This window comes from Dinoroseobacter sp. S76, from assembly GCF_049801095.1.
GTDB lineage: Bacteria > Pseudomonadota > Alphaproteobacteria > Rhodobacterales > Rhodobacteraceae > Dinoroseobacter.
In genome coordinates, this window is record NZ_JBNAGH010000006.1 from 177,538 (window position 1) to 202,442 (window position 24,905).

Annotated in this window: 22 protein-coding genes; 16 read left to right on the top strand and 6 right to left on the bottom strand. The window is 63.8% G+C overall.

All coding sequences use genetic code 11. From position 1 onward, the window contains the following. Positions 1-30 precede the first annotated feature (30 nt). The 12 genes from bchC to dxs all read left to right on the top strand — a co-directional run bounded on the left by bchC (position 31) and on the right by dxs (position 11,144). Positions 31-969: a chlorophyll synthesis pathway protein BchC gene (gene bchC, locus ACP153_RS17075; RefSeq protein WP_424972224.1), complete on the top strand. Its 939-nt coding sequence runs from the start codon at positions 31-33 to the stop codon at positions 967-969. After that, the gene (locus ACP153_RS17080) at positions 966-1,973 is read left to right on the top strand and encodes a chlorophyllide a reductase iron protein subunit X (protein WP_424972225.1); all 1,008 of its coding nucleotides are present in this window, start codon (positions 966-968) and stop codon (positions 1,971-1,973) included. Before bchC ends, ACP153_RS17080 begins: the two co-directional genes overlap by 4 nt. Continuing rightward, positions 1,960-2,139 carry a hypothetical protein gene (locus ACP153_RS17085; RefSeq protein WP_424972226.1) on the top strand — a complete coding sequence of 60 codons (180 nt, stop codon included), beginning with the start codon at positions 1,960-1,962 and terminating at the stop codon, positions 2,137-2,139. Before ACP153_RS17080 ends, ACP153_RS17085 begins: the two co-directional genes overlap by 14 nt. Further along, positions 2,132-3,721, top strand: a complete 1,590-nt coding sequence (gene bchY, locus ACP153_RS17090; protein WP_424972227.1) for a chlorophyllide a reductase subunit Y — start codon at positions 2,132-2,134, stop codon at positions 3,719-3,721. Before ACP153_RS17085 ends, bchY begins: the two co-directional genes overlap by 8 nt. 76 nt (positions 3,722-3,797) lie before the next feature. Next, positions 3,798-5,264 (top strand): chlorophyllide a reductase subunit Z, encoded by a 1,467-nt coding sequence (gene bchZ, locus ACP153_RS17095; protein WP_424972228.1) that lies wholly within the window; start codon positions 3,798-3,800, stop codon positions 5,262-5,264. Positions 5,265-5,278: 14 nt separating this feature from the next. Further along, the gene (gene pufQ, locus ACP153_RS17100; RefSeq protein WP_424966064.1) at positions 5,279-5,503 is read left to right on the top strand and encodes a cytochrome PufQ; all 225 of its coding nucleotides are present in this window, start codon (positions 5,279-5,281) and stop codon (positions 5,501-5,503) included. 122 nt (positions 5,504-5,625) lie between these two features. After that, positions 5,626-5,775, top strand: coding sequence for a light-harvesting antenna LH1, beta subunit (pufB, locus tag ACP153_RS17105; RefSeq protein WP_424966063.1), 150 nt, complete (start codon positions 5,626-5,628; stop codon positions 5,773-5,775). Positions 5,776-5,789: 14 nt separating this feature from the next. Continuing rightward, positions 5,790-5,939 carry a light-harvesting antenna LH1, alpha subunit gene (gene pufA / locus ACP153_RS17110; RefSeq protein ID WP_424966062.1) on the top strand — a complete coding sequence of 50 codons (150 nt, stop codon included), beginning with the start codon at positions 5,790-5,792 and terminating at the stop codon, positions 5,937-5,939. A gap of 140 nt (positions 5,940-6,079) precedes the next feature. Then, a complete protein-coding gene (gene pufL, locus ACP153_RS17115) occupies positions 6,080-6,919 on the top strand; it encodes a photosynthetic reaction center subunit L (RefSeq protein WP_424972229.1) in 840 nt (279 codons plus the stop codon). 3 nt (positions 6,920-6,922) lie between these two features. Beyond that, the gene (gene pufM / locus ACP153_RS17120; RefSeq protein WP_424972230.1) at positions 6,923-7,915 is read left to right on the top strand and encodes a photosynthetic reaction center subunit M; all 993 of its coding nucleotides are present in this window, start codon (positions 6,923-6,925) and stop codon (positions 7,913-7,915) included. After that, on the top strand, positions 7,915-9,021 hold the full coding sequence (pufC, locus tag ACP153_RS17125; RefSeq protein WP_424972231.1) for a photosynthetic reaction center cytochrome PufC: 1,107 nt from the start codon (positions 7,915-7,917) through the stop codon (positions 9,019-9,021). Before pufM ends, pufC begins: the two co-directional genes overlap by 1 nt. 194 nt (positions 9,022-9,215) lie before the next feature. Next, positions 9,216-11,144 (top strand): 1-deoxy-D-xylulose-5-phosphate synthase, encoded by a 1,929-nt coding sequence (dxs, locus tag ACP153_RS17130; protein WP_424972232.1) that lies wholly within the window; start codon positions 9,216-9,218, stop codon positions 11,142-11,144. 136 nt (positions 11,145-11,280) lie between these two features. On the opposite strand, the gene idi is transcribed toward dxs, so the two are convergent. The 6 genes from idi to ACP153_RS17160 form a co-directional block, all read right to left on the bottom strand. Continuing rightward, on the bottom strand, positions 11,281-11,811 hold the full coding sequence (gene idi, locus ACP153_RS17135; RefSeq protein ID WP_424972233.1) for an isopentenyl-diphosphate Delta-isomerase: 531 nt from the start codon (positions 11,809-11,811) through the stop codon (positions 11,281-11,283). Further along, on the bottom strand, positions 11,808-12,992 hold the full coding sequence (locus ACP153_RS17140) for a geranylgeranyl diphosphate reductase (RefSeq protein WP_424972234.1): 1,185 nt from the start codon (positions 12,990-12,992) through the stop codon (positions 11,808-11,810). The genes idi and ACP153_RS17140 overlap by 4 nt, the downstream gene beginning before the upstream one ends. 12 nt (positions 12,993-13,004) lie before the next feature. Next, positions 13,005-14,306 carry a BCD family MFS transporter gene (locus tag ACP153_RS17145; protein ID WP_424972235.1) on the bottom strand — a complete coding sequence of 434 codons (1,302 nt, stop codon included), beginning with the start codon at positions 14,304-14,306 and terminating at the stop codon, positions 13,005-13,007. A 1-nt stretch (position 14,307) separates the two neighbouring features. Beyond that, positions 14,308-15,213 carry a chlorophyll synthase ChlG gene (gene chlG, locus ACP153_RS17150; RefSeq protein WP_424972236.1) on the bottom strand — a complete coding sequence of 302 codons (906 nt, stop codon included), beginning with the start codon at positions 15,211-15,213 and terminating at the stop codon, positions 14,308-14,310. A gap of 104 nt (positions 15,214-15,317) precedes the next feature. After that, positions 15,318-16,748 (bottom strand): transcriptional regulator PpsR, encoded by a 1,431-nt coding sequence (gene ppsR / locus ACP153_RS17155; protein ID WP_424972237.1) that lies wholly within the window; start codon positions 16,746-16,748, stop codon positions 15,318-15,320. Between the two features lie 43 nt (positions 16,749-16,791). Continuing rightward, positions 16,792-17,805 (bottom strand): cobalamin B12-binding domain-containing protein, encoded by a 1,014-nt coding sequence (locus ACP153_RS17160; protein ID WP_424972238.1) that lies wholly within the window; start codon positions 17,803-17,805, stop codon positions 16,792-16,794. A gap of 104 nt (positions 17,806-17,909) precedes the next feature. Between ACP153_RS17160 and bchF the strand changes: the two genes are divergently transcribed. The 4 genes from bchF to ACP153_RS17180 are packed head-to-tail and all read left to right on the top strand — an operon-like array spanning position 17,910 to position 24,897. After that, complete coding sequence (bchF, locus tag ACP153_RS17165; protein WP_424972239.1) at positions 17,910-18,398, top strand: 2-vinyl bacteriochlorophyllide hydratase; 489 nt, start codon at positions 17,910-17,912, stop codon at positions 18,396-18,398. Then, complete coding sequence (locus ACP153_RS17170) at positions 18,395-19,678, top strand: ferredoxin:protochlorophyllide reductase (ATP-dependent) subunit N (protein ID WP_424972240.1); 1,284 nt, start codon at positions 18,395-18,397, stop codon at positions 19,676-19,678. Before bchF ends, ACP153_RS17170 begins: the two co-directional genes overlap by 4 nt. Before the next feature lie 58 nt (positions 19,679-19,736). Continuing rightward, positions 19,737-21,320 carry a ferredoxin:protochlorophyllide reductase (ATP-dependent) subunit B gene (gene bchB, locus ACP153_RS17175; RefSeq protein ID WP_424972241.1) on the top strand — a complete coding sequence of 528 codons (1,584 nt, stop codon included), beginning with the start codon at positions 19,737-19,739 and terminating at the stop codon, positions 21,318-21,320. Next, positions 21,310-24,897, top strand: a complete 3,588-nt coding sequence (locus ACP153_RS17180) for a magnesium chelatase subunit H (protein ID WP_424972242.1) — start codon at positions 21,310-21,312, stop codon at positions 24,895-24,897. The genes bchB and ACP153_RS17180 overlap by 11 nt, the downstream gene beginning before the upstream one ends. Positions 24,898-24,905: the final 8 nt, after the last annotated feature.

Consider the following 24,905-nt stretch of genomic DNA (forward strand, 5'->3'; position numbering starts at 1 on the left):
GTCGCAGCCTAGAACACGGGGAACTTCACCATGGACGCCACAGCAGTCGTACTGACCGGACCGCGCGCGCTCGGCTTGCAGGAGGTGGGGCTGACCGATCCCACGGAAACCGACATCGTCGTAGCCATTGACCACTCCGGAATTTCCACAGGCACCGAAAAGCTCTTCTGGACGGGCAACATGCCGCCCTTTCCGGGTTTTTCCTTCCCGCTGATCCCCGGCTACGAGGCCGCGGGTGAAGTGGTCGAGGCCGGGCCTGACACGACCTACAAGCCCGGGGACAGGGTCTTTGTGCCGGGTGCGAATTGCTATGGCGAGGTGCGGGGGCTCTTTGGTGGGGCCTCCAACATGCTCGTCTCCGATGCCGCCCGCGTGGTGCGCATCGATACGGACCTGAAAGCCGAGGGCGCGCTTCTGGCGCTGGCCGCGACCGCGCGGCATTCCATGGCCGGGCTCAACAAATCCGTGCCGGACCTGATCGTGGGTCACGGCGTGCTGGGCCGTCTGCTCGCCCGTCTGACCATTGCCGCTGGCGCGCCCGCGCCCACGGTCTGGGAGATTGACCCGGCCCGCCAGGGCGGTGCCGAGGGCTATGAGGTGATCCATCCCGACAGTGATACGCGCCGCGACTACCGCTCGATCTATGACGCGTCGGGCAATGCGGACCTGATCGCCAGCCTCATCATGCGGATCCAGAAGGGGGGCGAGATCGTGCTCGCCGGGTTCTACGACCAGATCTCCTTCCGGTTCCCGCCCGCTTTCATGAAAGAAGCCCGCCTGCGCATCGCCGCTGAGTGGGACCGCGATGATCTCATCGCAACCCGCGCCCTGATCGATTCCGGGGCGCTCTCGCTAGAGGGGCTAATCACCCACACCGCAAAGGCAGCCGATTGTGCAGACGCTTACCAGACGGCGTTCGAAGACCCGGCCTGCCTCAAGATGATCCTGGATTGGAGTGCGACCGCATGACTCTCGATATCCCGAACCTGAAACCAGACTACGACCAGCGCCTGCGCGACGAGGCGGCCGAGGAGCCGACGCTCGAAGTGCCCCAGGGCGAACCGACCAAGAAGACCCAGATCATCGCGATCTATGGCAAGGGCGGCATCGGCAAAAGCTTCACCCTCGCCAATCTCAGCCACATGATGGCCGAGCAGGGCAAGCGCGTGCTGCTGATCGGCTGCGACCCGAAATCCGACACGACCTCGCTGCTCTTTGGCGGCAAGGCCTGCCCGACGATCATCGAAACCTCGACCCAGAAGAAGCTCGCGGGCGAAGAGGTCGGCATCGGTGATGTCTGCTTCAAGCGCGGCGGTGTCTTCGCAATGGAACTCGGTGGCCCCGAAGTGGGCCGTGGCTGCGGCGGACGGGGGATTATCCATGGCTTTGAACTTCTGGAAAAACTCGGGTTCCACGATTGGGACTTTGACTATGTGCTCCTGGATTTCCTCGGCGATGTGGTCTGCGGCGGTTTCGGTCTGCCTATCGCTCGGGATATGGCCCAGAAAGTTATACTCGTAGGCTCCAACGACCTGCAGTCTCTCTATGTGGCGAACAATGTCTGCTCGGCGGTGGAGTATTTCCGCAAGCTCGGCGGCAATGTCGGCGTGGCGGGCCTTGTGATCAACAAGGATGACGGCACCGGCGAGGCGCAGGCCTTTGCCAAGGCCGTGGACATCCCGGTGCTGGCCTCGATCCCGCAGGACGAGGACCTGCGCAAGAAATCCGCGAATTACCAGATCGTTGGCACCAAGGCCGGGCCTTGGGGCGACCTGTTTGCCGCGCTTGGCGAGAACGTCGCCGAGGCGCCGCCCCTGCGGCCTGTGGCGCTCAGCCAGGACGGGCTTCTGGAGCTCTTCTCGGCCGAGGAAACCGGCGCGGATTTCGTGCTGGAGCCCGCAACGGATGCCGACATGCGCGGCAAGAATGCCAAGCCCAAAGAGTCCCTCGAAGTGGTCTATGACGATGTTTGACATGGCCAAGATGGATGATCTGGACCAGGGCCTCGCGCGTCTCGCCGAGCTGCCCGAGGCCGTCGCGCAGTGTTTCGCCGAAACACCTGTTCCCCCGCTCCCCGCTTCGGTGCCCACCTGCCCGGTGGCGCACCAAGCACTGCCGAAAGGGGGATGCGATGGATAAACCCCCGCTCGAGACCCGCTACGACAGTGCGGATGAGGTCGAAATTCATGAGGGTACCGCGCGAGAGCCGGTGCCCGAAGGCGTGACTGCGACGCCCGACGGGATGGGCTGCCATGCGCCCGGGGCGCAGATGGAGGCTGCGGCCCGCGCTTCCGGCATGTCCGAGATCCTCGACCAGTATGCTGCGGATTACCCGCAGGGTCCCCATGACAAACCCCAGAGCATGTGCCCGGCCTTTGGCTCATTGCGCGTGGGGCTGCGGATGCGGCGCGTGGGCACGATGCTCTCGGGCTCGGCCTGCTGTGTCTATGGGTTGACCTTCGTGAGCCACTTTTACGGGGCGCGCCGATCCGTCGGCTATGTCCCCTTCAATTCCGAGACGCTTGTGACCGGCAAGTTGTTCGAGGACATCCGGGACGCTGTTCACAAGATGGCGGACCCGGAGAAATACGATGCCATCGTTGTGACGAACCTCTGTGTTCCGACCGCGTCGGGGGTGCCCTTGCGGTTGCTTCCGTCCGAGATCAACGGCGTGCGCATCGTGGGCATTGATGTGCCCGGTTTTGGCGTGCCGACCCATGCCGAAGCCAAAGACATCCTCGCGGGCGCGATGCTGAATTACGCCCGTGCAGAGATCGAAGCCGGACCTGTTCAGGCCCCGGCTTCGGGCAAGGCGGACCGTCCCACCGTAGCTCTGCTCGGTGAGATGTTCCCGGCTGATCCCATTGGGATTGGCCAAATGCTCGCGCCACTCGGTCTGGCGGCAGGTCCGGTCGTTCCCTGCCGTGAGTGGCGCGAGCTATATTCTGCCTTGGATTGTGGGACGGCCGCCGCAATCCATCCGTTCTATACGAGTGCTATCAGAGAGTTCGAAGCCGCCGGGCGGTCCGTTGTCGGCTCGGCCCCTGTGGGCCATGACGGCACGGCTGCCTGGTTGGCCGCGATCGGTGACAGTTTCGGCGTTTCTGCCGAGAAGATCGCCGAGGCACAGAACGCATTCCTCCCGGCGATCAAGGGCGCGCTCGCCGCAACCCCCATCAAAGGCACGATTACCCTGTCCGGGTATGAAGGCTCGGAATTGTTGGTGGCGCGTCTCTTGATCGAATCCGGGGCGGAGGTGCCTTATGTGGGCACCGCCTGTCCGCGCACCAAATGGTCCGAACCAGATCGCGACTGGCTGGAGGCGCGCGGCGTCAAGGTCCAGTATCGCGCCTCGCTCGAGGATGATTGCGCGGCGATGGAGGCAATCCAGCCCGATCTCGCCATCGGCACCACCCCGGTGGTGCAGAAGGGCAAGGAGCTCGGCATCCCGAGCCTCTATTTTACCAATCTGATTTCCGCGCGGCCTCTGATGGGCGTGATGGGCGCCGGATCCCTGGCGCAGGTCGTGAATGCGGCCATGGGCAACAAGGACCGGATGGATCATATGCGCGCTTTCTTCGAGGGCGTGGGCCATGGCGACACCGCCGGTGTCTGGGAGGGGGATCCGAACCTCCGCCCCGAGTTCCGCGCGACCAACCTCAAGAAGCTGGAGCGTGCCGAGAAGGCCCGCGTCGCGGCGAATGGGGGTGTCAAATGCTGAACTTGGATTTGGGGGCTCTGCCCCCGGCCTTCGGCCTCCCCCGGAGTATTTTTGGAACAATGAAGGGGGGTGCCCCATGTTGATCCAGGACCATGACCGCGCGGGCGGGTATTGGGGCGCTGTCTATGCCTTCACCGCCGTGAAGGGGTTGCAAGTGGTGATCGACGGTCCGGTGGGTTGTGAGAACCTGCCGGTGACCTCGGTGCTGCACTATACCGACGCGCTACCGCCACACGAGCTGCCGATTGTGACCACCGGCCTCGGCGAAGAGGAGCTGGGCCGCGATGGCACCGAGGGCGCGATGAAGCGCGCCTGGGGCACGCTCGACCCGGCGCTGCCAGCCGTGGTGGTTACAGGGTCTATCGCCGAGATGATCGGCGGAGGCGTGACCCCGCAAGGCACGAATATTCAGAGGTTTTTGCCGCGCACCATCGATGAGGATCAATGGGAGGCCGCCGATCGGGCGATGACCTGGATCTTCACCGAGTTCGGCATGACCAAGGGGCGGATGCCTCCGGAGAAGAAGCGCGAGGAGGGGGCCAAGCCCCGGGTGAACATCCTCGGGCCCATGTATGGCACTTTCAACATGCCCTCGGATCTCGCCGAGATCCGGCGGCTGGTCGAGGGGATCGGGGCCGAGATCAACATGGTCCATCCGCTGGGCGCCCATCTGGCCGAGATGCGGAACCTCGTGAATGCGGATGTGAATATCTGCATGTATCGCGAGTTTGGTCGGGGCCTTTGTGAAGTGCTCGGCAAGCCCTATCTGCAGGCGCCGATCGGAATCGAGAGCACGACGAAATTCCTGCGGACCCTTGGAGAGCTGCTGGATCTCGATCCGGAGCCCTTCATCGAGACCGAGAAGCATTCCACGATCAAGCCGGTCTGGGATCTATGGCGTTCGGTGACGCAGGACTTCTTTGCCACGGCGAGTTTCGCCATCGTGGCGAACGAGACCTATGCCCGCGGGATCCGCAACTTCCTCGAGACGGATATGGGCCTGCCTTGCGCCTTTGCCGTGGGGCGGGTTGCGGGCAAGAAGACCGACAATGACGAGGTGCGCGAGATGATGCACACCAAGCGTCCGCTGGTCGTCATGGGCTCGATCAACGAGAAGATGTATCTGGCCGAGATGGCCAGCGGCTTTGGGCCCAAACCGGCCTTTATCCCCGCAAGCTTCCCCGGTGCCGCCATCCGGCGCGCCACGGGCACTCCGATGATGGGCTATGCGGGCGCGACCTACCTGATCCAGGAGGTCTGCAACAGCCTGTTCGACGCGCTCTTCCACATCCTGCCGCTGGGCAGCGAGATGGACAGTGCGGCGGCCACACCAACGACGCTCCGGCGCGATTTCCCCTGGGATGAGGACGCCCAGAGGCTTTTGGACCGGATCGTCGCCGAGCACCCGATTTTGACCCGTATCTCCGCCGCCAAGACCCTGCGCGATGCCGCCGAGAAGGCCGCGCTGGAGCAAGGCGACGAACGGGTGGTGATTGAAACCGTCAAGGCCCTGCAACCTGCGGGCTTTGAGGACGCGACTTAAGGGAGGGAACGAAAATGGCGGACCAGACAACGAACGGACCGGTGGAGCACCGCGCCCACAAGATGCCGAAGGCCGAGTTTTACACCTATTTTGCGATCATTTTTGCCGCCGCAATTCCGGTCGCGATCCTCAGCTGGACCCTGGCATCGATCAAGAGCGGCAGCTTTCAGAAAAAAGGGCCGATCGCCCGCGCCTGGACCCAGGCCCGGATCATCACGCCCATGATCTTTTCGGCGTGAGCCGAAAGGTCCCGAGTTTCGGCCCTCTCGCGAGGGCTGGATATGCCGGCAGGGGATGAGCCCTTGCCGGGGCCCGGCCGCGGGGTTCGCGGTATCAGCAATAACTTTCCGGAGGAATGCACATGGCTGATAAATCCGACCTGTCCTTCACAGGTCTAACCGATGAGCAGGCTCAAGAGCTGCATTCGGTTTACATGAGCGGGCTCTGGCTGTTTTCGGCCGTCGCCATTGTCGCTCATCTCGCCACGTTCATCTGGCGTCCTTGGTTCTAAGGGAGCACTGAAACATGTCCAAGTTTTACAAAATCTGGCTGATCTTCGACCCGCGCCGCGTCTTCGTGGCTCAGGGCGTGTTCCTGTTCCTGCTGGCGGCGATGATTCACCTCGTCCTGCTCAGCACCGAGCACTTCAACTGGTTTGAACTGGCCGCGATGTGATCGCGACCGGGTCTCTGACCAGGGACCCCATGAGTTTGCTGCGGGCGGACCCCCGGATCGGCCGCAGCATATGAATACCACAATGACAACTGACGGCTGAGCGCGACCAGCACAGCAGCCGCCACTTGCGGAGACAGACGATGGCTTTGCTCAGCTTCGAGAGAAAGTATCGCGTCCGTGGAGGGACGCTGATCGGCGGCGATCTGTTCGACTTCTGGGTAGGCCCGTTCTACGTGGGCTTTTTCGGAGTCACGACAGCATTTTTCGCCTTGTTAGGCACGGTAATGATCTTCTGGGGAGCGTCCCAACAGGGCACCTTCAACCCCTGGCTGATCCATATCGCGCCCCCCGACTTGAAATACGGCCTCGGCATGGCCCCCCTGATGGAAGGCGGTCTGTGGCAGATCATCACCTTCTGCGCCATCGGCGCATTCGTCAGCTGGGCGCTGCGTGAGGTCGAGATCTGCCGGAAGCTCGGCATGGGCCTGCATGTGCCCGTGGCCTTCAGCTTCGCGATCTTTGCCTATGTGACCCTCGTGGTGTTCCGGCCGCTCCTTCTGGGCGCCTGGGGACATGGCTTCCCCTACGGGATTTTCAGCCACCTCGATTGGGTCTCCAATACCGGCTACGCCTATCTGCACTTTCACTACAATCCGGCCCATATGATCGCGGTGACGTTCTTCTTCACCACGACCCTTGCGCTGGCTCTTCACGGGGCGCTGGTTCTGTCCGCCGCAAACCCGCCCAAGGGAGAGGAAGTCAAAGGTCCGGATAACGAAGACACCTTCTTCCGCGATTTCATCGGCTATTCGATCGGCACCCTGGGCATCCACCGTGTGGGTCTGCTTCTGGCGCTGAACGCTGGCTTCTGGTCCGCCGTCTGCATCATCATCTCCGGTCCCGTCTGGACCAAGGGATGGCCCGAGTGGTGGAACTGGTGGCTCGAGCTGCCGATCTGGCCCAGCCAAGTGGGGATGTAAGCGATGCCCGAATATCAGAACATTTTCACCCAAGTCCAAGTGCAGGGCCCCGCAGAGCTCGGCGTCGACAACGAAAACAACATGACCGAATTGCGCACGAAGGGGACCTCCTTCTCGCAGCTCATCGGTTGGATCGGCAACGCCCAGCTCGGGCCTGTCTATCTGGGGTGGTTTGGCGTCATCAGCCTGATCACCGGGACCCTGTGGTTCAACATTGTCGGCTTCAACATGCTCAGCCAGGTCGGCTACAGCATTCCGGAGTTCATCCGGCAGCTCTTCTGGCTGGCGCTCGAGCCGCCCTCGCCGGAATACGGGCTGCGCATGCCGCCGCTCGATGACGGGGGCTGGTACATCATCTCCAGCTTCTTCCTCCTGGTGTCGGTGCTGGCCTGGTGGGTGCGGTCCTACCAGCTCGCCGAGATGCACAAGATGGGCAAGCATGTGGCTTGGGCCTTTGCCGCCGCGATCTGGCTCTTCCTCGTGCTCGGTCTCTTCCGCCCGATCCTGATGGGATCCTGGTCCGAAGCAGTGCCCTACGGGATCTTCCCGCATCTCGATTGGACCACGGCCTTCTCGATCCGCTACGGCAACCTCTACTACAACCCGTTCCACTGTCTCTCGATCGTGTTCCTCTATGGCTCTGTCCTGCTCTTTGCGATGCATGGCGCGACCATTCTGGCGGTTACCCGTTTCGGCGGCGACCGCGAGCTGGAGCAGATCTATGACCGCGGCACAGCATCCGAGCGGGCCGGTCTCTTCTGGCGCTGGACCATGGGCTTCAACGCCACCATGGAAGGTATTCACCGCTGGGCCTGGTGGTTCGCCGTTCTCACGCCGATCACCGGCGGGATCGGGATCCTGCTGACCGGCACCGTGGTAGACAACTGGTTCCTCTGGGCCGTCGAGCACAACTTCGCGCCCGACTACACCCAGGACTACGGGTACGAGGCCTACACCACCTATGAGGGCTTCATTGGCCAAGAGGAGGCAAACTGATGTTCCCCAAATGGTTCTCTGAGTGGAATGCGAAGAACCCCACGGATATCTACAAGCCGGCCATTATCGTCGGTGTTGCAGGTGGCGCGGTGTTCCTGGCAGCCCTCTTCGTCAGCTGGGGGCAACCCCTGGCGACGGACAGCATGCAGACCGGTCCCCGCGGGATCGGGATGAAGGTGGCCAAGTTCGACATGGATCTGGCCAAGCCGGATCCCACGATCGAAGACTACTACACCGACGAGCCCTTCATTCCGGAGGAGGGAGAAGAGCTCGCCGGGGACATTTACGCGAATGTCCAGGTGCTCGGCGATCTGACGGATGCGAATTTCAACCGGCTGATGAACGCGATGACCCAATGGGTCGCGCCGGAGCAGGGCTGTGCCTATTGCCACTCCGGTGCGGATGACGGGGAATATGCGGATGATGACCTCTATACCAAGGTCGTTGCCCGCAGCATGATCCAGATGACCCAGAACATTAACGAGAACTGGGATGGGCATGTGAATGCCGTCGAGGTTGTCGGGGTCAATTGCTACACCTGTCACCGCGGTGAAAACGTGCCCTCGGATATCTGGTTCCGGATCGATCCGGTGAACGAGAACACCTCGGGCTGGGCCTCGGTGCAGAACCGCGCCACGTCCCAGTCGCAGTTCACCTCGCTGCCTTCGGATGCTCTGGAGCAGTACCTGCTGAACTACGAGACCATCGCCGTGCATGATCTCGAAAGCCGTGTTCAGCACGAGCCGGGTGATCCCACCTGGCAGGATACCGAGCGGACGTTCAGCCTGATGAACTATTTCTCGAACTCCTTGGGTCGGAACTGCGTGTTCTGTCACAACAGCCGGGCCTTCTACGATGGCGCGCAAGTGACCCCGCAATGGGCCACGGCCAGCCTCGGGATCCAGATGGTGCAGGAGTTGAACAACGACTACCTCGTGCCGCTCGAAGGGGTTTATCCGCCCGAACGCCTCGGTCCGCTCCATGCGGATGCACCCAAGGCGGCGTGCAAGACCTGCCACAAGGGGTATCAGCGCCCGCTGCAGGGTCTGAACGTGATCACCGACTGGCCGGAACTCGCGACCTCGGGTCCGCCCGCCTACGAATAGGCCTCACGGCCTTCCCCCGCCGGGCCCCTGAGCGTGTTTTGCGCGAGGGGGCCCGGACTCCGGACCCGCAGGCTCGACCGTCGGTCCACCCCGATCCACCCGGCGCCGCTTGACCGGCATTGGCGCCCCCGGATCGGTCCGCGCGAGACCGCTCGCGCATGATCTCGCACCAGACCGCGAAGGAGGAGACGACCATGCCCAATTCCCGCCCCCAGACCCCGACCCTTGACCGGGTGGCCTGCCCCGCCGACCTGAAATCCCTTACGGATCGTGAACTTGCGACCCTGTCGGACGAGCTGCGCGCCGAGGTGATCTCGGCCGTGTCCGAGACCGGGGGCCATCTGGGCTCCTCACTCGGGGTGGTCGAGCTGACCGTGGCGATCCATGCGGTGTTTAATACGCCCTTCGACAAGCTGGTCTGGGATGTGGGTCATCAGTGTTATCCCCATAAGGTCCTGACCGAGCGCCGCGACCGCATCCGCACCCTGCGCCAGAAGGGGGGCCTCTCGGGCTTCACGAAGCGCAGTGAGAGCGAGTACGATCCGTTCGGCGCAGCCCATAGCTCGACCTCGATCTCCGCCGCGCTGGGCTTTGCCACCGCGCGCGATCTGGGCGGAGCGACGGGCGATGCGATTGCCGTGATCGGTGATGGCTCGATCAGCGCGGGCATGGCCTATGAGGCGATGAACAATGCGGGCCATGAGGGGCGCCGCCTGTTCGTCATTCTCAACGATAACGAGATGTCCATCGCCCCGCCCACGGGCGCCATGTCGACCTATCTCAGTGATCTGGCCTCCACCGGCCCGCTCCATGCCCTGAAGGACATTGCCGAGGGTTTTGAGCGCAGCCTGCCCGGCCCCCTGCGTGAGGGCGCCCAACGGGCCCGGGAGCTCGTAACCGGGGAGCATGGCTCCTCCGCCACGCTTTTTGAAGAGCTCGGGTTTGACTATATCGGCCCGATCGACGGCCATGACGTGCCGCAGCTCCTGCAAGTGCTGCGTGCTGCCCGGGCAAAGGCCAGCGGACCGATCCTGATCCATGCCTGTACGGTGAAGGGCAAGGGGTATTCCCCTGCCGAGCTGTCCGATGACTGCTATCACGGGGTGGCGAAGTTCGATGTGGCCACGGGCAAGCAGAAGAAATCCGCGCCCAACGCGCCCGCCTATACCAAGGTGTTCGGCGAGACCCTGACGGCGGAGGCCGAGCGGGACGCACGGATCTGCGCGGTCACGGCGGCCATGCCGGGCGGGACGGGCGTGAACATCATGGGCAAGCGCTTTCCGGGGCGCGTCTTCGATGTGGGCATCGCCGAGCAGCACGCGGTGACCTTTGCCGCCGGGCTCGCGGCGGGCGGGATGAAACCCTTCTGCGCGATCTATTCCAGCTTCCTCCAGCGCGGCTATGACCAGGTCGTCCATGACGTGGCGCTCCAGAACCTGCCCGTGCGCTTCGCCATTGACCGCGCTGGTCTCGTGGGCGCGGATGGCCCCACCCATGCGGGCGCCTATGACGTGGCCTACCTGTCCAACCTGCCCAACATGTCCGTGATGGCCGCCGCCGATGAGGCGGAGCTTGTCCATATGGTGGCCACCGCGGCGGCCTTCGATGACGGCCCCATCGCCTTCCGCTACCCGCGGGGCGAGGGCGTCGGGATCGAGATGCCGGAGCGTGGCCAGCTTCTTGAGATCGGAAAGGGGCGCATCATCCGGGAGGGCAGCTCGGTTGCAATCCTCTCCCTCGGCGCCCATCTGTCGGAATGCCTCAAAGCCGCCGAAGAGCTCGACGCAAGGGGTCTCTCGGTGACCGTGGCCGATGCCCGCTTTGCCAAGCCGCTCGACACGCAGCTCATCGCCGATCTGACAGACAGCCACGAGGCGCTGATCACCGTGGAGCAAGGGTCCGAAGGCGGCTTTGGCGCCATGGTCCTCCACTATCTGGCCAAGACCGGGCGGCTCGACGGACACCTGAAAGTGCGCACCATGACCTTGCCGGATCGCTTCATCGACCAGGCAAGCCCGGACGATATGTATGCAGATGCCAAGCTGACCGCCGGCCATATCGCCGGACAGGCCTTGCACCTGATGGGGGCGGAAACCGCGCTGCTCGAAGCGACCACCGCCTGACCTGACAGCGCAGCGCGCAGGACCCCCTCGCGCGCTGTCTGTCTTAAGTCTCTAAATATCCCCGCCGGAGGCAAAAAATCAGCCCGGTGTGTCGCAAGACGCACCGGGCTTTGTCATTCCAGTCGACGGTATCCGTTCAACTCGGGCTGAGCGCTCCGAAAATCCGCTCTGAATGCTCCGCGAGATAGATGCGCAGCCAGGGCGTGAACTTCTCCGGGCGCCGCTTGGTCTCGGCGCTCAGGTCAAAGAGATCCATCCAGGCATATTCCGACACTTCCTCGGGGTTCGGATCCACGACCATGTTCGGCGTGGCCTCAGCGATGAAGAGATCCACCACCTCATGCTCGATCAACCCATTGCCCACATCGGCCCGGTACTCGATCCGATCGCGATGTGCCGGGTAGAGCCCGGTGATCCCGAGCTCCTCCTTCAGGCGGCGCATGGCGCAATCCACGGGGCTTTCATCCCAGAGCGGATGGGTGCAGCAGGTATTCGCCCAAAGCCCCGGCGTGTGGTATTTCGACAGGGCCCGCCGCTGGATCAGCGTCTCGGTGCCGCGCATCACGAAGACTGACACCGCCTTGTGTTTGAGGCCGCGCTGATGGGCCTCCAGCTTGCCTACGGGACTTAGCGCTCCGTCGACCCAGGCGGGAACGAAATCCCTCATACCGATACCGGCGAGATCAGGCCGCTCAGATGGGCCAGGTTCTTCACCCCGATCTTGAGATGCGCCATAGGCCGGGCGCGCACCAGTTTCTTGTTCATATAAGCCTCGAAGGTCAGACGCTGCACATCCACGTCATGGCAGAGCGAGACGAACCGCTCCCTGCGCTCGTCCGACCGATAATAGGCATCCTGCATCGCGCCCAAAACGCGAAAAACTGTCCCATGTTCCTTGAGGAAGCGCTTGCGCGCCTTGGCGAGTGCCTTGACCTGCCCCGTGCGCAGACATTCCAGCGCGGCCTCACCCGCAACCCGGCCCCCGGCCATGGCATAATAGATCCCCTCACCGGAGGAGGGCGCAACCACGCCCGCCGCATCCCCGGCCAGCACGAGGTCCCGGCCATTGTCCCACTTGTCCAAGGGCTTGAGCGGGATCGGCGCGCCTTCCTTGCGGATGGTCTCGCACTCCGTGAGGCCCGCGCTCTCGCGCAGAAGCTGCGTGGCGGCCTTGAGGTCCGTGCCATCCACGCCGGTGCCCATGCCAACACTGGCGGATTTCCCGTGCGGGAAGACCCAGCCATAGAAATCCGGTGAGACCACGCCGTCATAGATCACATCGCAGCGCTTGGGATCGTAATTCTCGGACTTGCCCTCGGGGGCCTTGATGATCTCGTGATAGGCGATGACGTAAGGGATCGTGTCGCCGCCGGGCACTTCGGCCCGGGCCACATCCGACCGCGCGCCATCCGCGCCGATGATCAGCTTGGTGCGCAGGGACACCTCTTCGCGCGTGGCCTTGTCTCGATAGACGACCCATGTGCCCTGCTCGGACCTTTCGATCCGCACGAAAGTGCCCGTATGGCGCTCGGCCCCGGCCTTGGCGGCCCGCTCGCGCAGGAACTCGTCGAAGAACTCGCGATCGACCATGCCGACAAAGCCGTTCTCGATCGGGATATCCACATGGCGCGCCGTGGGCGAAACCATGCGCGCGGTGTTGATCTTGGCGACGATCTGGCTGTCCGGCACGTCGAAATCCTGGATCAGGCGCGGTGGGATCGCCCCGCCACAGGGCTTGATCCGCCCCGCACGGTCGATCAGCGCGACTTTCTTGCCCGCGCGGGCCAGATCCTCGGCAGCCGTGGCGCCCGAGGGGCCTCCGCCCACAACGATCACATCATAGGTCATTCCATCTCCCCCTTATTCCCCGGGAACCAACGCGCCACCGGTCTGCGGGGCACGTGTCTTGCGCGTCTTGTCCACCACGCGCCAGGCCATGAGGGCCGAAACGAGGAACAAGGTTGCTTCGAACAGAAATACCGAGCCGAAGGCTGCGGCGTCATTGGGCAGGACCTGCCGGAGGAGGTCCGCGCTCGCGGCCCCCACCAGACCGCCAAAGCCTGCGGCGATGGCTTGCGCGGCCCCCCAAAGGCCCATGCGCGTGCCCTCCCGGGCTTCACGGCCCTCGCCGGCGAGCTGCATCATGGATCCGATGGCGGCGACGGCGAACATGCCGTTGAAAAAGCCCAGCAGGACGACGGCGGGCACCAGCGGCGCGGTTGGCCCGATCTGGCCAAGCGCTGTGATCAGCGCCAGGGCACCAGCGGAGCCGATGCAGCCCGCAATCACCCAGGCGCGGAGCGAGCCGCGATGCAACCCCGTGGCGCAGACGCCCACGAGCACCATACCGAGGAACACGCCTCCGTTCTGCGCCCCGCTGAGCGAGGTGGATTGGCCGGGTGTGAAGGCGAAGACGAGACCGGCATAGGGCTCGAGGATCAACTCCTGCATGAAATAGGCGGTCATGGACAGGAAGACGAAGATCGTGAAGTTGCGTGCCTTGCGTTCGGCCCAGACCTCGCGCAGCCCGTCCATGAAGGGCAGGGGCGTCTTCTCGGCTTCGGGCACGGTCACGCGCGCCTCGATGCCCCAGACGGCGAGGCTGGTCAGGACCACCGCACCGATTGTGACAATCGCCACGATCTTCAGCAGCAGCGCCGGGGAGTAGGGGTCAAGGAAGCTGCCCACGGTCGCGGCGGTGACCGCGATCCCGGCGATCATCATCAGCCATGTGATCGTGGCGGCGGCCGCACGACGGCGCGGATCCGTGGCCGTGGCCAGCAGCGCCAGCAGCGAGGTGCCCGAGGCGCCAACCCCCACGCCGATCAGCGCATAGGCGAGGATCGACACAAGCAGACCTGCGACAAAGGCCGTCTCCATCAGGACGACGCCATAAGCCGCGCTCATCCCGCCTGCGGCCAGAACGACCATTCCGCCGATGATCCAGCGCGTGCGCTTGCCGCCCGTATCCGAGCGATAGCCCCATTGGGGCCGCGTGATCTGAATACTGTAATGCAAAGCCACCAGCAGACCGGGCAGCACGGCGGGGAGCGCGAGCTCCACCACCATCAGCCGGTTCAGGGTCGAGGTGGTCAGCACGACAATCGCCCCGAGGCAGAGCTGCACGAGCCCCATGCGGATGATCGAGATCCAGCCGAGCATGTCAGACGCCTCCGATCCCGCGCAGGGCGAAGGCCGTGACCATCATCCCCGTGACGTAGAAGAGAACGCCGGTCCCGTTGTACCACGGCGCCTTGCCCCGCGGGTCGGCGAGCATTTCGCGCATGGCCCAAAGCTGCAGCACTACGAGGCCTGTCACCACCAGCGCCCGGTTGCCGAGCCCCCAGTGGAAGAGAAGCACGATCACCGCGAGCTGCGGGATCAGCATGACGAGACAGGCGATCTTGGCCGCGCGTTCGGGGCCGAGCGTGACGGGCAGGGAGTTCACCCCCATCTGCCGGTCACCTTCCAGCGCCTTGAAATCATTAAGGGTCATGATGCCATGGGCGCCGATTCCATACAGGATCGCAACGATGACAATGGGCCAGCTTGGCGCGCCGGTGACCATCACCGCCGTGCCCGTGAACCAAGGCAGGCTCTCATAACTGAGGCCCACAAGACCCGGCCCCCACCAGCCCGATTTCTTCAACCGGACCGGCTCGGCGGAATAGGCCCAGGCGGCGAGGACCGCGACCACGGTTGCCCCGAACCCCCAGGGTCCCAGGGCCAGACCCACGAGCAGCGCGAGCGCCGACATGGCCAGAGCGATCCAGAGGCCCCAGCGCCCGGGCACCCGTCCGGACGGGATCGGGCGGTTCGGTTCATTGATCGCGTCCACATGCCGGTCGCACCAGTCATTGGCCGCCTGGCTCATGCCGCAGACAATTGGCCCCGCGAGCAACACGCCCAGAACCAGCGGCCCCCAATGGGCCGAAATCGAAGCCCCGCTCGCCACCACACCGCAGGCATAGGCCCACATCGGCGGAAACCATGTGATGGGTTTGATCAGCTCCAGAGCCGCAGAGGGCTCGGGCAGTTTGCGGGGCTGTAAATCGACGCTGACACTCATGTGTCAATCAAACACGACAACGCGAGTCGCAGCAAGCCCGGACAGACTGTCAGGCAGGGTTTACACCGGTTTTTTTCGAGAAGAAGCGGGCCTCTGCCGCCCGCTTAGTCTTCGCCGCCCTTATTGAGCAAACCGTATTTGCGCAATTTGACATAGAGGCTCTGCCGGGACAGCCCGAGCATCTCGGCCGCGGCCACACGATTGTTCCGGGTCAGGCCCACGGCGGTCTCGATGCACATCTTTTCGACCACATCCGTGGTGGCCGACACGATGTCCTTGAGCGGCGCGGAGCCAACCAGTTCCATCACGTTCTGCATCGCCTCGCCCGACACAGCGCCCGCCATGGGCGTGGCGTCACGGACCACTTCGAGCCGGGAGGCATCGCGGAGTACAAAAGCAAAGCCGCCATTATGGCGCGCCTCCAGATGTGTGGCCGACATCTCAACCGAGAGCTGCGAGCCATAGGCGCTCTCAAGCCGGGTCGAATAGATCGGCATTGCCCCGTGGCGCGAGGCATTGTCCATCATGACCTTCAGGTCGACCGAGCCGCGGGCGAGGAAATCCCCCAGCGACTTGCCCTTGATATCCCCGACCTGCCCCACATCCGTGAGGTTCAGGAAAGCTTCGTTGGCGTTGCGGATGACGCCTGTCGGGTCGGTGAAGACCACCGCGTCCGACCCCTCGCGATAGAGTAGGGACAAGATCTCACTCAGCTCCTCGCCAATGACTTCCTGCGCGCCGGCTCCTTCGAGACGGCACAGCAATGTTTTGTCACCGGAGGCGCGGAAGAGACGCACCTGAATTTCCAGCTCCTTGCCGGAGCGCTTGGTCGTGGCGCGCACCTGTTTGCGGCTCTCGGAGGTTGCCGAGGCCATCATCTGGTCCAGCAATTCGCCGCGCTTCATGCCGTCGAATTCATGACCAAAGAGATTGCCCACCAGCGCATCCGCCTCGGCCCCCAGAGCCTGGGCCGCCGCCGAGTTCATATCTGTGATCCGACCGCTGGAGGCATCGACCATCACGAGCGGATCGCGGGTCGATTCCATCACGACCCGGTAGCGGGTCTCGTAATCGCGGTGGTTCTCGTAATCCTTTTCCAGCGCAAGCTGCGCCTTGACCAGCCGATGCTGAAGCTCGGCCACCGGGCGCAGATCACGGCCCAGCATCAGGATCAGATCATTGTCGCCCGTGCGGTGCAGGGTATAGCGGATCGGGAATTCCCAATTCGCGTTGTCGAAATGGTTGACCTCGATCGCATCCGTCGCCGGCGCCTCGCCTTCGCGATAGGCGGCCAGTTGTTTTTCGAGCTTGGACAGGCTGTCCTCGGCCAAAAAGTCCCGAATATCGCGCTTTTGCCAGTGATCGAGCCGTCCGATGGTCGGGTTGAGCGGGTTCACGACGAGCGATTGGACCGTGCCTTTGAGGTCCAGAACAATGGCGAGGTCTGCTGCGGTGGCGACGATTTCATTGAAATGCTCCGGCGCAATGCGCGGCGCCGACCGGTCATCCCAGAAATCTCTTTCCCGCGTGTTCATCAATCACTCCTGTCGCCCCGGGTCCTCTCCGGGATCTGCACGGTTACGATTCAAGTCTTCGCTGTTGGTTCGTCTCGATCTCGCAAAGCCGTAGCGCCTCTTCGGCGCTTGCAGCTACGTAGTCGGCCCCGGTCATCCCAACGATATCGAGGCCAGATTCGGTAACAGGGCCACCCACCACAATTGGAACGATGCGCGGCACGCCGGTGCGAATTGTTTTGACCAAATCGCGCACCGATGCAAGCGTTCTGCGGCATGAGGCGGTGACCCCAACCATCGCAAAGTGATGTATCTGCACCAGACGCAAGATCTCCGCCTGGTTGTTTCCCAATGTCATATGCACGCGGACACCCAGGCGGCGGAACTGCTCGGCAACCACGAAGACACCAAGGGTGTGTTGCTCGATTCGCGGCACGATCAGCATGACCGAGGGCCCTTCGGGGTCCGGGTCCAGCCGTTCGATGCGGCGCACGCCCATCGTGCGGACGGTTTCCTGCAACCGGGCGGTGCCGATGGTGACATCCGCAAAGCTCAGTTTATCCGACGCCCAGAGCTCGCCCATATAGCGCGCCGCAGCCGGGATGATCGCCTCGATCACGTCCCGGGAACTCACCCCGCGCTTCATGATGCGCGCCAGAAGGTCGTGCCGGGATTGCTCATCGAGCGCGATATAGGCCTCTGTCAGGGCCAGAAGCTGCGCAAGTGGTGCGCCGGAGTTGACGTCCTCGGGGTCATTGGCCAGCACGTCGAGCGCCCGCGACGCGAGCGCTTGCACCTCTGCCGGAGAGAGGTGGATGTTGGATCCGCTCGGCGCAGATCCTGCAGTTTCGAAAGCGCTGTCCACAGCAACCCCGCTCTGCCCCTCGGTATTGAGATCTTCTCTAAGCGCATCCGGGGCAGACGCTAACCCGGGCCCAGTATCTGTCAGAACGCCGGAATTGTCAAAGTTTCTGGACACCAGCGCCCGGAATGCAGCAACCTCGGCGTCCACGCCTGAGTCGCGGGCATTTTTTCCTTTGTATATATGATCCTTCATGGGCGAATCGCTCTTCGTCATTCGTCTCACTGGTTGCGTCGTATTGTGTAAGTTTAAGTTGACACTTGCAACTCCCCATATGTAAATTCGAGTGAACAATCGTTTGCCGGAGGGGGAGTCGTCGGATGCCGACCGGTCCGAACACCCAAGAAAATAAGGGCGGGCTCTACACGCCTGAGCAGAAAAAACGCCGCGATGAGACTGTCTGGACACTGATTCAGGGGATTCTGGCGCCGCTGCAATTCGTCGCCTTTGTGGTCTCCCTCGCATTCGTGCTGCGCTACATGCTGACCGGCGAGGGATATGTGATCGCGACGATCTCGATCCTGATCAAAACCGCATTTCTCTATGCGATCATGGTGACCGGCGCGATCTGGGAAAAGGTGGTCTTCGGACAGTACCTTCTGGCCCCGGCCTTCTTCTGGGAGGATGTCGTCAGCTTCGTCGTCATCGCCCTGCACACTCTTTATATTTGGGCGCTCCTGAGCGGCACCGTCTCCCCGGATGGGCAGATGGTCATCGCGCTGGCCGCCTATGTCACCTATGTCGTGAATGCGGGGCAGTTTCTCTGGAAGCTTCGCATGGCACGCCTGCAATCGGAGGCGATGGCATGAACAAACCCCTGTCCGAGGTCTCTCCCGGCTGCCGGGACACCCCCATCCTCAAGGAGCGTGGTCAGCGCGAGGTCTTCTGCGGTCTCACCGGCATCATCTGGCTTCATCGCAAGATGCAGGATGCCTTCTTCCTCGTGGTCGGCTCGCGCACCTGCGCGCACCTGCTGCAGTCGGCTGCGGGCGTGATGATCTTCGCCGAGCCGCGGTTCGGCACCGCTATTCTCGAGGAAACCGACCTCGCGGGCCTCGCCGATGCTCAGGATGAGATTGACCGGGAGGTGGAGCGCCTGCTCTCTCGCCGTCCGGACATCCGACAGCTCTTCCTCGTGGGCTCCTGTCCCTCGGAGGTCATCAAGCTCGACCTGAGCCGCGCCGCCGAGCGTCTGACCCAGAAATTCGCGCCCCATGTGCGGGTGCTGAACTATTCCGGCTCCGGGATCGAGACGACCTTCACCCAGGGCGAGGATGCCTGTCTTGAATCCATGGTGCCCGTCCTGCCCGAAACCGAGGCGCGCGAGCTGTTGCTCGTGGGTGCCTTGCCCGATGTGGTGGAAGATCAGGCGCTGAGCCTGCTGACCAAGATGGGCATCGGCCCGATCCGCGTGCTGCCCGCCCACCGCGCGGATGAGGCCCCGGGCCTGGGCCCGAACACGGTCTATGCGGCCCTGCAGCCCTTCCTGGGGGAGACCTGTGCGGCCATTGAGCGCCGCGGCGCCCGCCGCATCGACGCGCCCTTCCCCTTCGGTGAAGAGGGCACGACCCTCTGGCTCCGCGCCATTGCCGATGAGTTCGGCGTCTCGGACGAGACTTTCGAGGCGGTGACCGCCGCCCCCCGTGCCCGCGCGCGCAAGGCCATCGCAGCCGCGGCCGAAACCCTCAAAGGCCGGTCGATCTTCTTCTTCCCGGACAGCCAGCTCGAGATCCCGCTCGCGCGTTTCCTCACCCGCGAATGCGGCATGACCGCGATCGAAGTGGGCGCGCCCTATATCCACAAGGGCCTTGTCGGCGCTGATCTCGACCTGCTCGCAGGCGGGCCGACCATCTCCGAAGGCCAGGATGTCGATAAGCAACTCGACCGCTGCCGCGCCGCCCGCCCGGACCTGACGGTCTGCGGTCTTGGCCTCGCCAACCCGCTGGAGGCCGAGGGCCTGACGACGAAATGGGCCATCGAGCTCGTCTTCTCGCCGGTCCATTTTTACGAGCAGGCAGGCGATCTCGCCGGGCTCTTCGCGCGCCCCATCCGGCGCCGCGACCTCCTGAAGCTGGAGGCCGCTGAATGATCTCTCGCGCCGCCGTCCCAATCATTGTTCCGCAAATACTCACGACGCGAGGCCAGTCATGAAGCTCACCGTCTGGACTTATGAAGGCCCGCCCCATGTGGGGGCGATGCGCGTCGCCACCGGGATGAAAGGCCTGCATTACGTGCTTCACGCGCCCCAGGGCGACACTTATGCGGATCTCCTCTTCACCATGATCGAGCGGCGCAATCACCGCCCGCCCGTGACCTACACCACCTTCCAGGCCCGCGATCTTGGGGCGGACACGGCCTATCTCTTCAAAGATGCCTGCCGCGACGCCTATGAGCGGTTCCAGCCCGAGGCGATCATTGTCGGGGCGTCCTGCACCGCCGAGCTGATCCAGGACGATCCGGGCGGGCTGGCCGAGACCATGGGCATGCCGATCCCGGTGATCCCGCTGGAGCTGCCGAGTTATCAGCGCAAGGAGAACTTCGGCTGCGACGAGACCTTCTTCCAGATCGTCCGCGCGCTCGCCAAGCCGGTTGAGAAAACCGCGCGCGTGTCCTGCAATATCCTGGGCCCGACCGGTCTTGGCTTCCGCCATCGCGACGATGTCGAAGAGCTCACGGGGCTCCTCTCCGAAATGGGCATCGACGTGAATGTGGTTGCTCCCATGGGCGCCAGCCCCTCGGAGGTCGCCCAGCTCGGCGCGGCGCATTTCAATGTCATGCTCTATCCCGAGACCTGCGAAGCGGCTTGCCGATATCTCGAGCGGGAGCTGGGCCAGCCCTACACGAAAATCGTGCCCATCGGCGTCGGTGCCACGCGGGAGTTCATCGCCGAGGTCCAGGACTTCACCGGCCTGACCGCGCAACCCGATGACAGCCGCCTCCGTCTGCCCTGGTGGAGCAAATCCGTCGACAGCACCTACCTGACCGGCAAGCGTGTTTTCCTCTTCGGGGACGCGACCCATGTGAAGGCCTGCGCCCGCATCGCCCGAGACGAGATGGGCTTCGAGGTTGTCGGTCTCGGCTGCTACAACCGTGAATTTGCCCGCGATATCCGCGCCTTGGGCAAGGAGTTCGACCTCAAACCCCTGATCACCGACGACTATCTCGAGGTCGAGGCCGCCATCGAAGAGGCCGCGCCGGAGATGATCCTTGGCACCCAGATGGAGCGTCACATCGGCAAGCGCCTCGGTATCCCCTGCGCTGTGATCTCCGCCCCGGTTCATGTGCAGGACTTCCCGGCGCGCTACTCCCCGCAGGTCGGGTTTGAGGGCGCGAATGTCATCTTCGACACCTGGATCCATCCGCTGGTCATGGGGCTCGAAGAGCATCTGCTGGCCATGTTCCGCGAGGATTTCGAGTTCCACGACGCGGCGGGTCCGTCCCATCACGGGGGCCATGCGCCGAAACCGTTGGACGAGGTTGAACCGGCTGGGGGGCCAGCCCCCCAGACCCCCCGGAGTATTTCGGGAACAATGAAAGAGGATCCGGCGCCGCAGGGCACTGGCAGCGATGTCGCGGTGTGGCTTGCGGATGCGGAGAAAGAGCTCAAGAAGATCCCGTTCTTCGTGCGCGGCAAGGCCAAGCGCAACACCGAGAAATACGCCCTCGAGCAAGGTGTGACGGAAATCAGCGTCGACACGCTTTACGAGGCAAAGGCGCATTATGCTCGATAGTGGCGCCCTGACCCCCCAGCCCCATGGTCCGAAGCCTTACCGCTTCGTGATCATCACGCTGGACAGCCATGTGCTGGGCCCTGCGGCGCGGGTCAATGCGGCGTTGCAAGAGGACTTTCCGGGGCTCAAGGTCTCGGTCCATGCGGCTGGCGAGTGGTCGGAGAACCCGGCGAGCCTCGAAGCCACGCGCGCGGCCATCGCCGAAGCGGATATCGTGGTCGTCAATCTGATCTTCCTCGATGAGCAGATCCAGGCGATCCTGCCCGACCTGCACGCCCGCCGGGATCATTGCGATGCCATGGTCTGCGTGATTGCCGATCAGGCGCTGGTGAACCTCACGCGCATGGGGGATGTGGATCTGTCGAAGCCCGCCTCGGGCGCCATGGCAATCCTGAAAAAGCTCAAGCCCAAGACGAAGAAGACCTCCTCCTCCGAGGGGCAGATGAAGATCCTGCGGCGCCTGCCCAAGATCCTTCGTTTCTTGCCGGGCAAGGCGCAGGACCTGCGCAATTACTTCCTGACCATGCAGTATTGGCTCGACGGCTCGGACGAGAATACCGAGCAGATGCTCCGCATGCTGATCAGCGCCTATGCCACCCGTCCGGGTTGGTCCGAAGTCAAGGCGCTGCCGCCCGTCGAATACCCGGAAGTGGGCCTGTTCCACCCGGCCCATCCGGATCGTGTCTTTACGGATATCGCGGAACTGCCGGGCCCGACCCAGCCTGAGGCCACTGTCGGCCTCTTGATGATGCGCAGCTACATCCTCAGCCGGGACAGCGCCCATTACGAGGCGGTGATCGACGCGTTTGAGGCGCGCAACATCCGCGTCATCCCGGCTTTTGCCGGGGGGCTCGATGCCCGTCCCACCATTGCGCGCTATTTCCGCCCGGAGGACGCGACGCAGATCGACGCCATGGTCTCGCTCACCGGCTTCTCGCTGATTGGTGGACCGGCCTATAATGACAGTGACGCGGCGATCGAGGTGCTGACCGGGCTCGATATTCCTTATCTCGCCGCGCATCCGCTGGAGTTCCAGACGCTCGGTCAATGGGCCGCTGCGCCCAGCGGTCTGGGCCCGGTCGAGACCACCATGCTGATCGCCCTGCCGGAGATTGACGGGGCGACCAATCCCACCGTCTTCGCGGGTCGCCATGGCAAGGACCGCTGCACCGGGTGCCAGTACCAATGCGTGGCGCCCAATGACGTCAAGGCCATGGCCCCCTGCATGGAGCGGATCGACGTGCTGGTCGAGAAGGCCTTGCGCCTGGCCCGCCTGCGCCGCCGTGAGAATGCGGCCAAGAAGGTCGCGGTCGTCCTCTTCGGCTTCCCGCCCAATGCGGGCGCGATTGGCACGGCGGCCTATCTCAGCGTGTTCGAGAGCCTGTTCAACACGCTCACCCGGATGAAGGCCGAAGGCTACAGCGTCGCGCTGCCCGAAAACGTCGATGCGTTGCGCGCCGCCGTGCTGGAGGGGAATGCCAAGCAATACGGGCAGGAGGCGAATGTCGCCGCCCATGTGAGCGCGGATCATATCGTCGCCAATACGCCGCCGCTCGCCGTGATCGAAGAGGTTTGGGGCCCCGCGCCGGGCAAGATCCAGTCGGACGGGCGCGGGGTGTTCATCCTCGGGCAGGAGTTCGGCAATGTCTTTGTCGGGGTCCAGCCGACCTTCGGCTATGAGGGCGATCCGATGCGCCTTCTGTTCGAGCGCGGCTTTGCCCCGACCCATGCCTTCACCCAGTTCTACATGTGGCTGAAGACCACCTATGCCGCCGATGTCGTGCTGCATTTCGGGATGCACGGCGCGCTGGAATTCATGCCCGGCAAGCAGGCGGGGCTTGGCGCGCGCGACTGGCCGGACCGGCTGATCGGCGAGATGCCGAATGTGTATCTCTATGCATCGAACAACCCGTCCGAGGCGACGCTGGCCAAGCGGCGATCCAACGCGGTGACGGTCACCCATGTGACGCCGCCCCTGGCGACATCGGGTCTCTATAAGGGGCTCGCGGAGCTGAAGGACAGCCTCGCCCGCTTCCGCGCCATGGAGCCGGATGAGGATGACCGGGATGAGCTTGCCGCCCTGATCGCCCAGCAGGCCGAGGCGGTGGATCTGGACGGCTCGGACCCGGATACGCTCTGGCTCAAGCTTCTTGAGACCGAGGATGCGCTGATCCCTGATGGCCTGCATGTGGTCGGGCGGGTGCCTACGGATGCCGAGATCGAGGCCCATCTGGACGTGATGCCCGGTCAGGATGCCGAGGCCCGGGCGCGGATTGCGGAGCTTCTCAAGCAGGATGCCGAGCTCGATGGCCTCATGCGCGCGCTGTCCGGGCGCTATATCGCGCCGGTGCCGGGGGGCGATCTTATCCGCGCGCCCGAGGTGCTGCCGGCCGGGCGGAATATCCATGCCTTTGATCCGTTCCGGATGCCCACGGCCTTTGCCATGCAGGACGGCACGAAGCAGGCGGAGCTGCTGCTGGACACCCATGAGACCCTGCCGCGCTCGGTGGCGCTGGTGCTCTGGGGTTCGGACAATATCAAGTCCGATGGTGGCCCGATCGCTCAGGCGCTGGCGCTCATGGGCGCGCGTCCGAAATTCGACGGCTATGGTCGGCTCTGCGGGGCGGAACTGATCCCGCTGATCGAGCTGGGCCGTCCGCGCGTCGATGTGGTCATGACGCTCTCGGGGATCTTCCGGGATCTTCTGCCGCTTCAGACCAAGATGCTGGCCGAGGCTGCTTATCTTTGCGCCTCCGCCGAGGATGAGCCGGTGGAGTGGAATTATGTCCGCGCCCACGCGCTGGCCTATGCCGAAGAGATGGGCTGCGATCTGGAAACCGCCGCGCTGCGGGTCTTTTCCAATGCCGAAGGGGCCTATGGGTCCAATGTGAACGCGCTGGTCGATAGCTCCGCCTTTGGCGAGGAAGACGAGCTGGCCGATGCCTATGAGGCGCGCAAGAGCTTTGCCTATGGCCGCTCCGGCAAATCGGCGGCAAACCCTGCGCTTTTGCAGAAGACCCTGCGCGACGTGGATATCGCCTATCAGAACCTCGAGTCCGTCGAGCTCGGCGTCACCACGGTGGACCATTATTTCGACACGCTGGGCGGCATTGCGCGCGCAGTGAAGCGCGCCAAGGGTGGCGATGAGGCGGCGGTCTATATCGGCGACCAGACCCGAGGCAGCGCCAAGGTGCGCACGCTCAAGGATCAGGTCGCGCTCGAGACCCGCTCCCGCAGCCTCAATCCGAAATGGTTCGAGAGCATGCTCAAGCATGGCCATGAGGGCGTGCGCCAGATCGAGGCGCAGGTCACCAACACCCTCGGCTGGTCCGCCACCACGGGTCAGGTGGAGCCCTGGGTCTACCAGCGCCTGAGCGAGACCTTCGTTTTGGACGACGCGATGCGCAAACGACTTGCGGACCTGAACCCGCAGGCAAGCGCCCGTATGGCGAACCGCCTCATCGAGGCGTTCGAGAGGGACTACTGGCAACCGGACGCCGATACGCTCGCCGCCCTGCAGGATGCAGCGGACGAGATCGAGGACGCGCTCGAAGGCATCAACATCGCGGCGGAATGACCACGCGG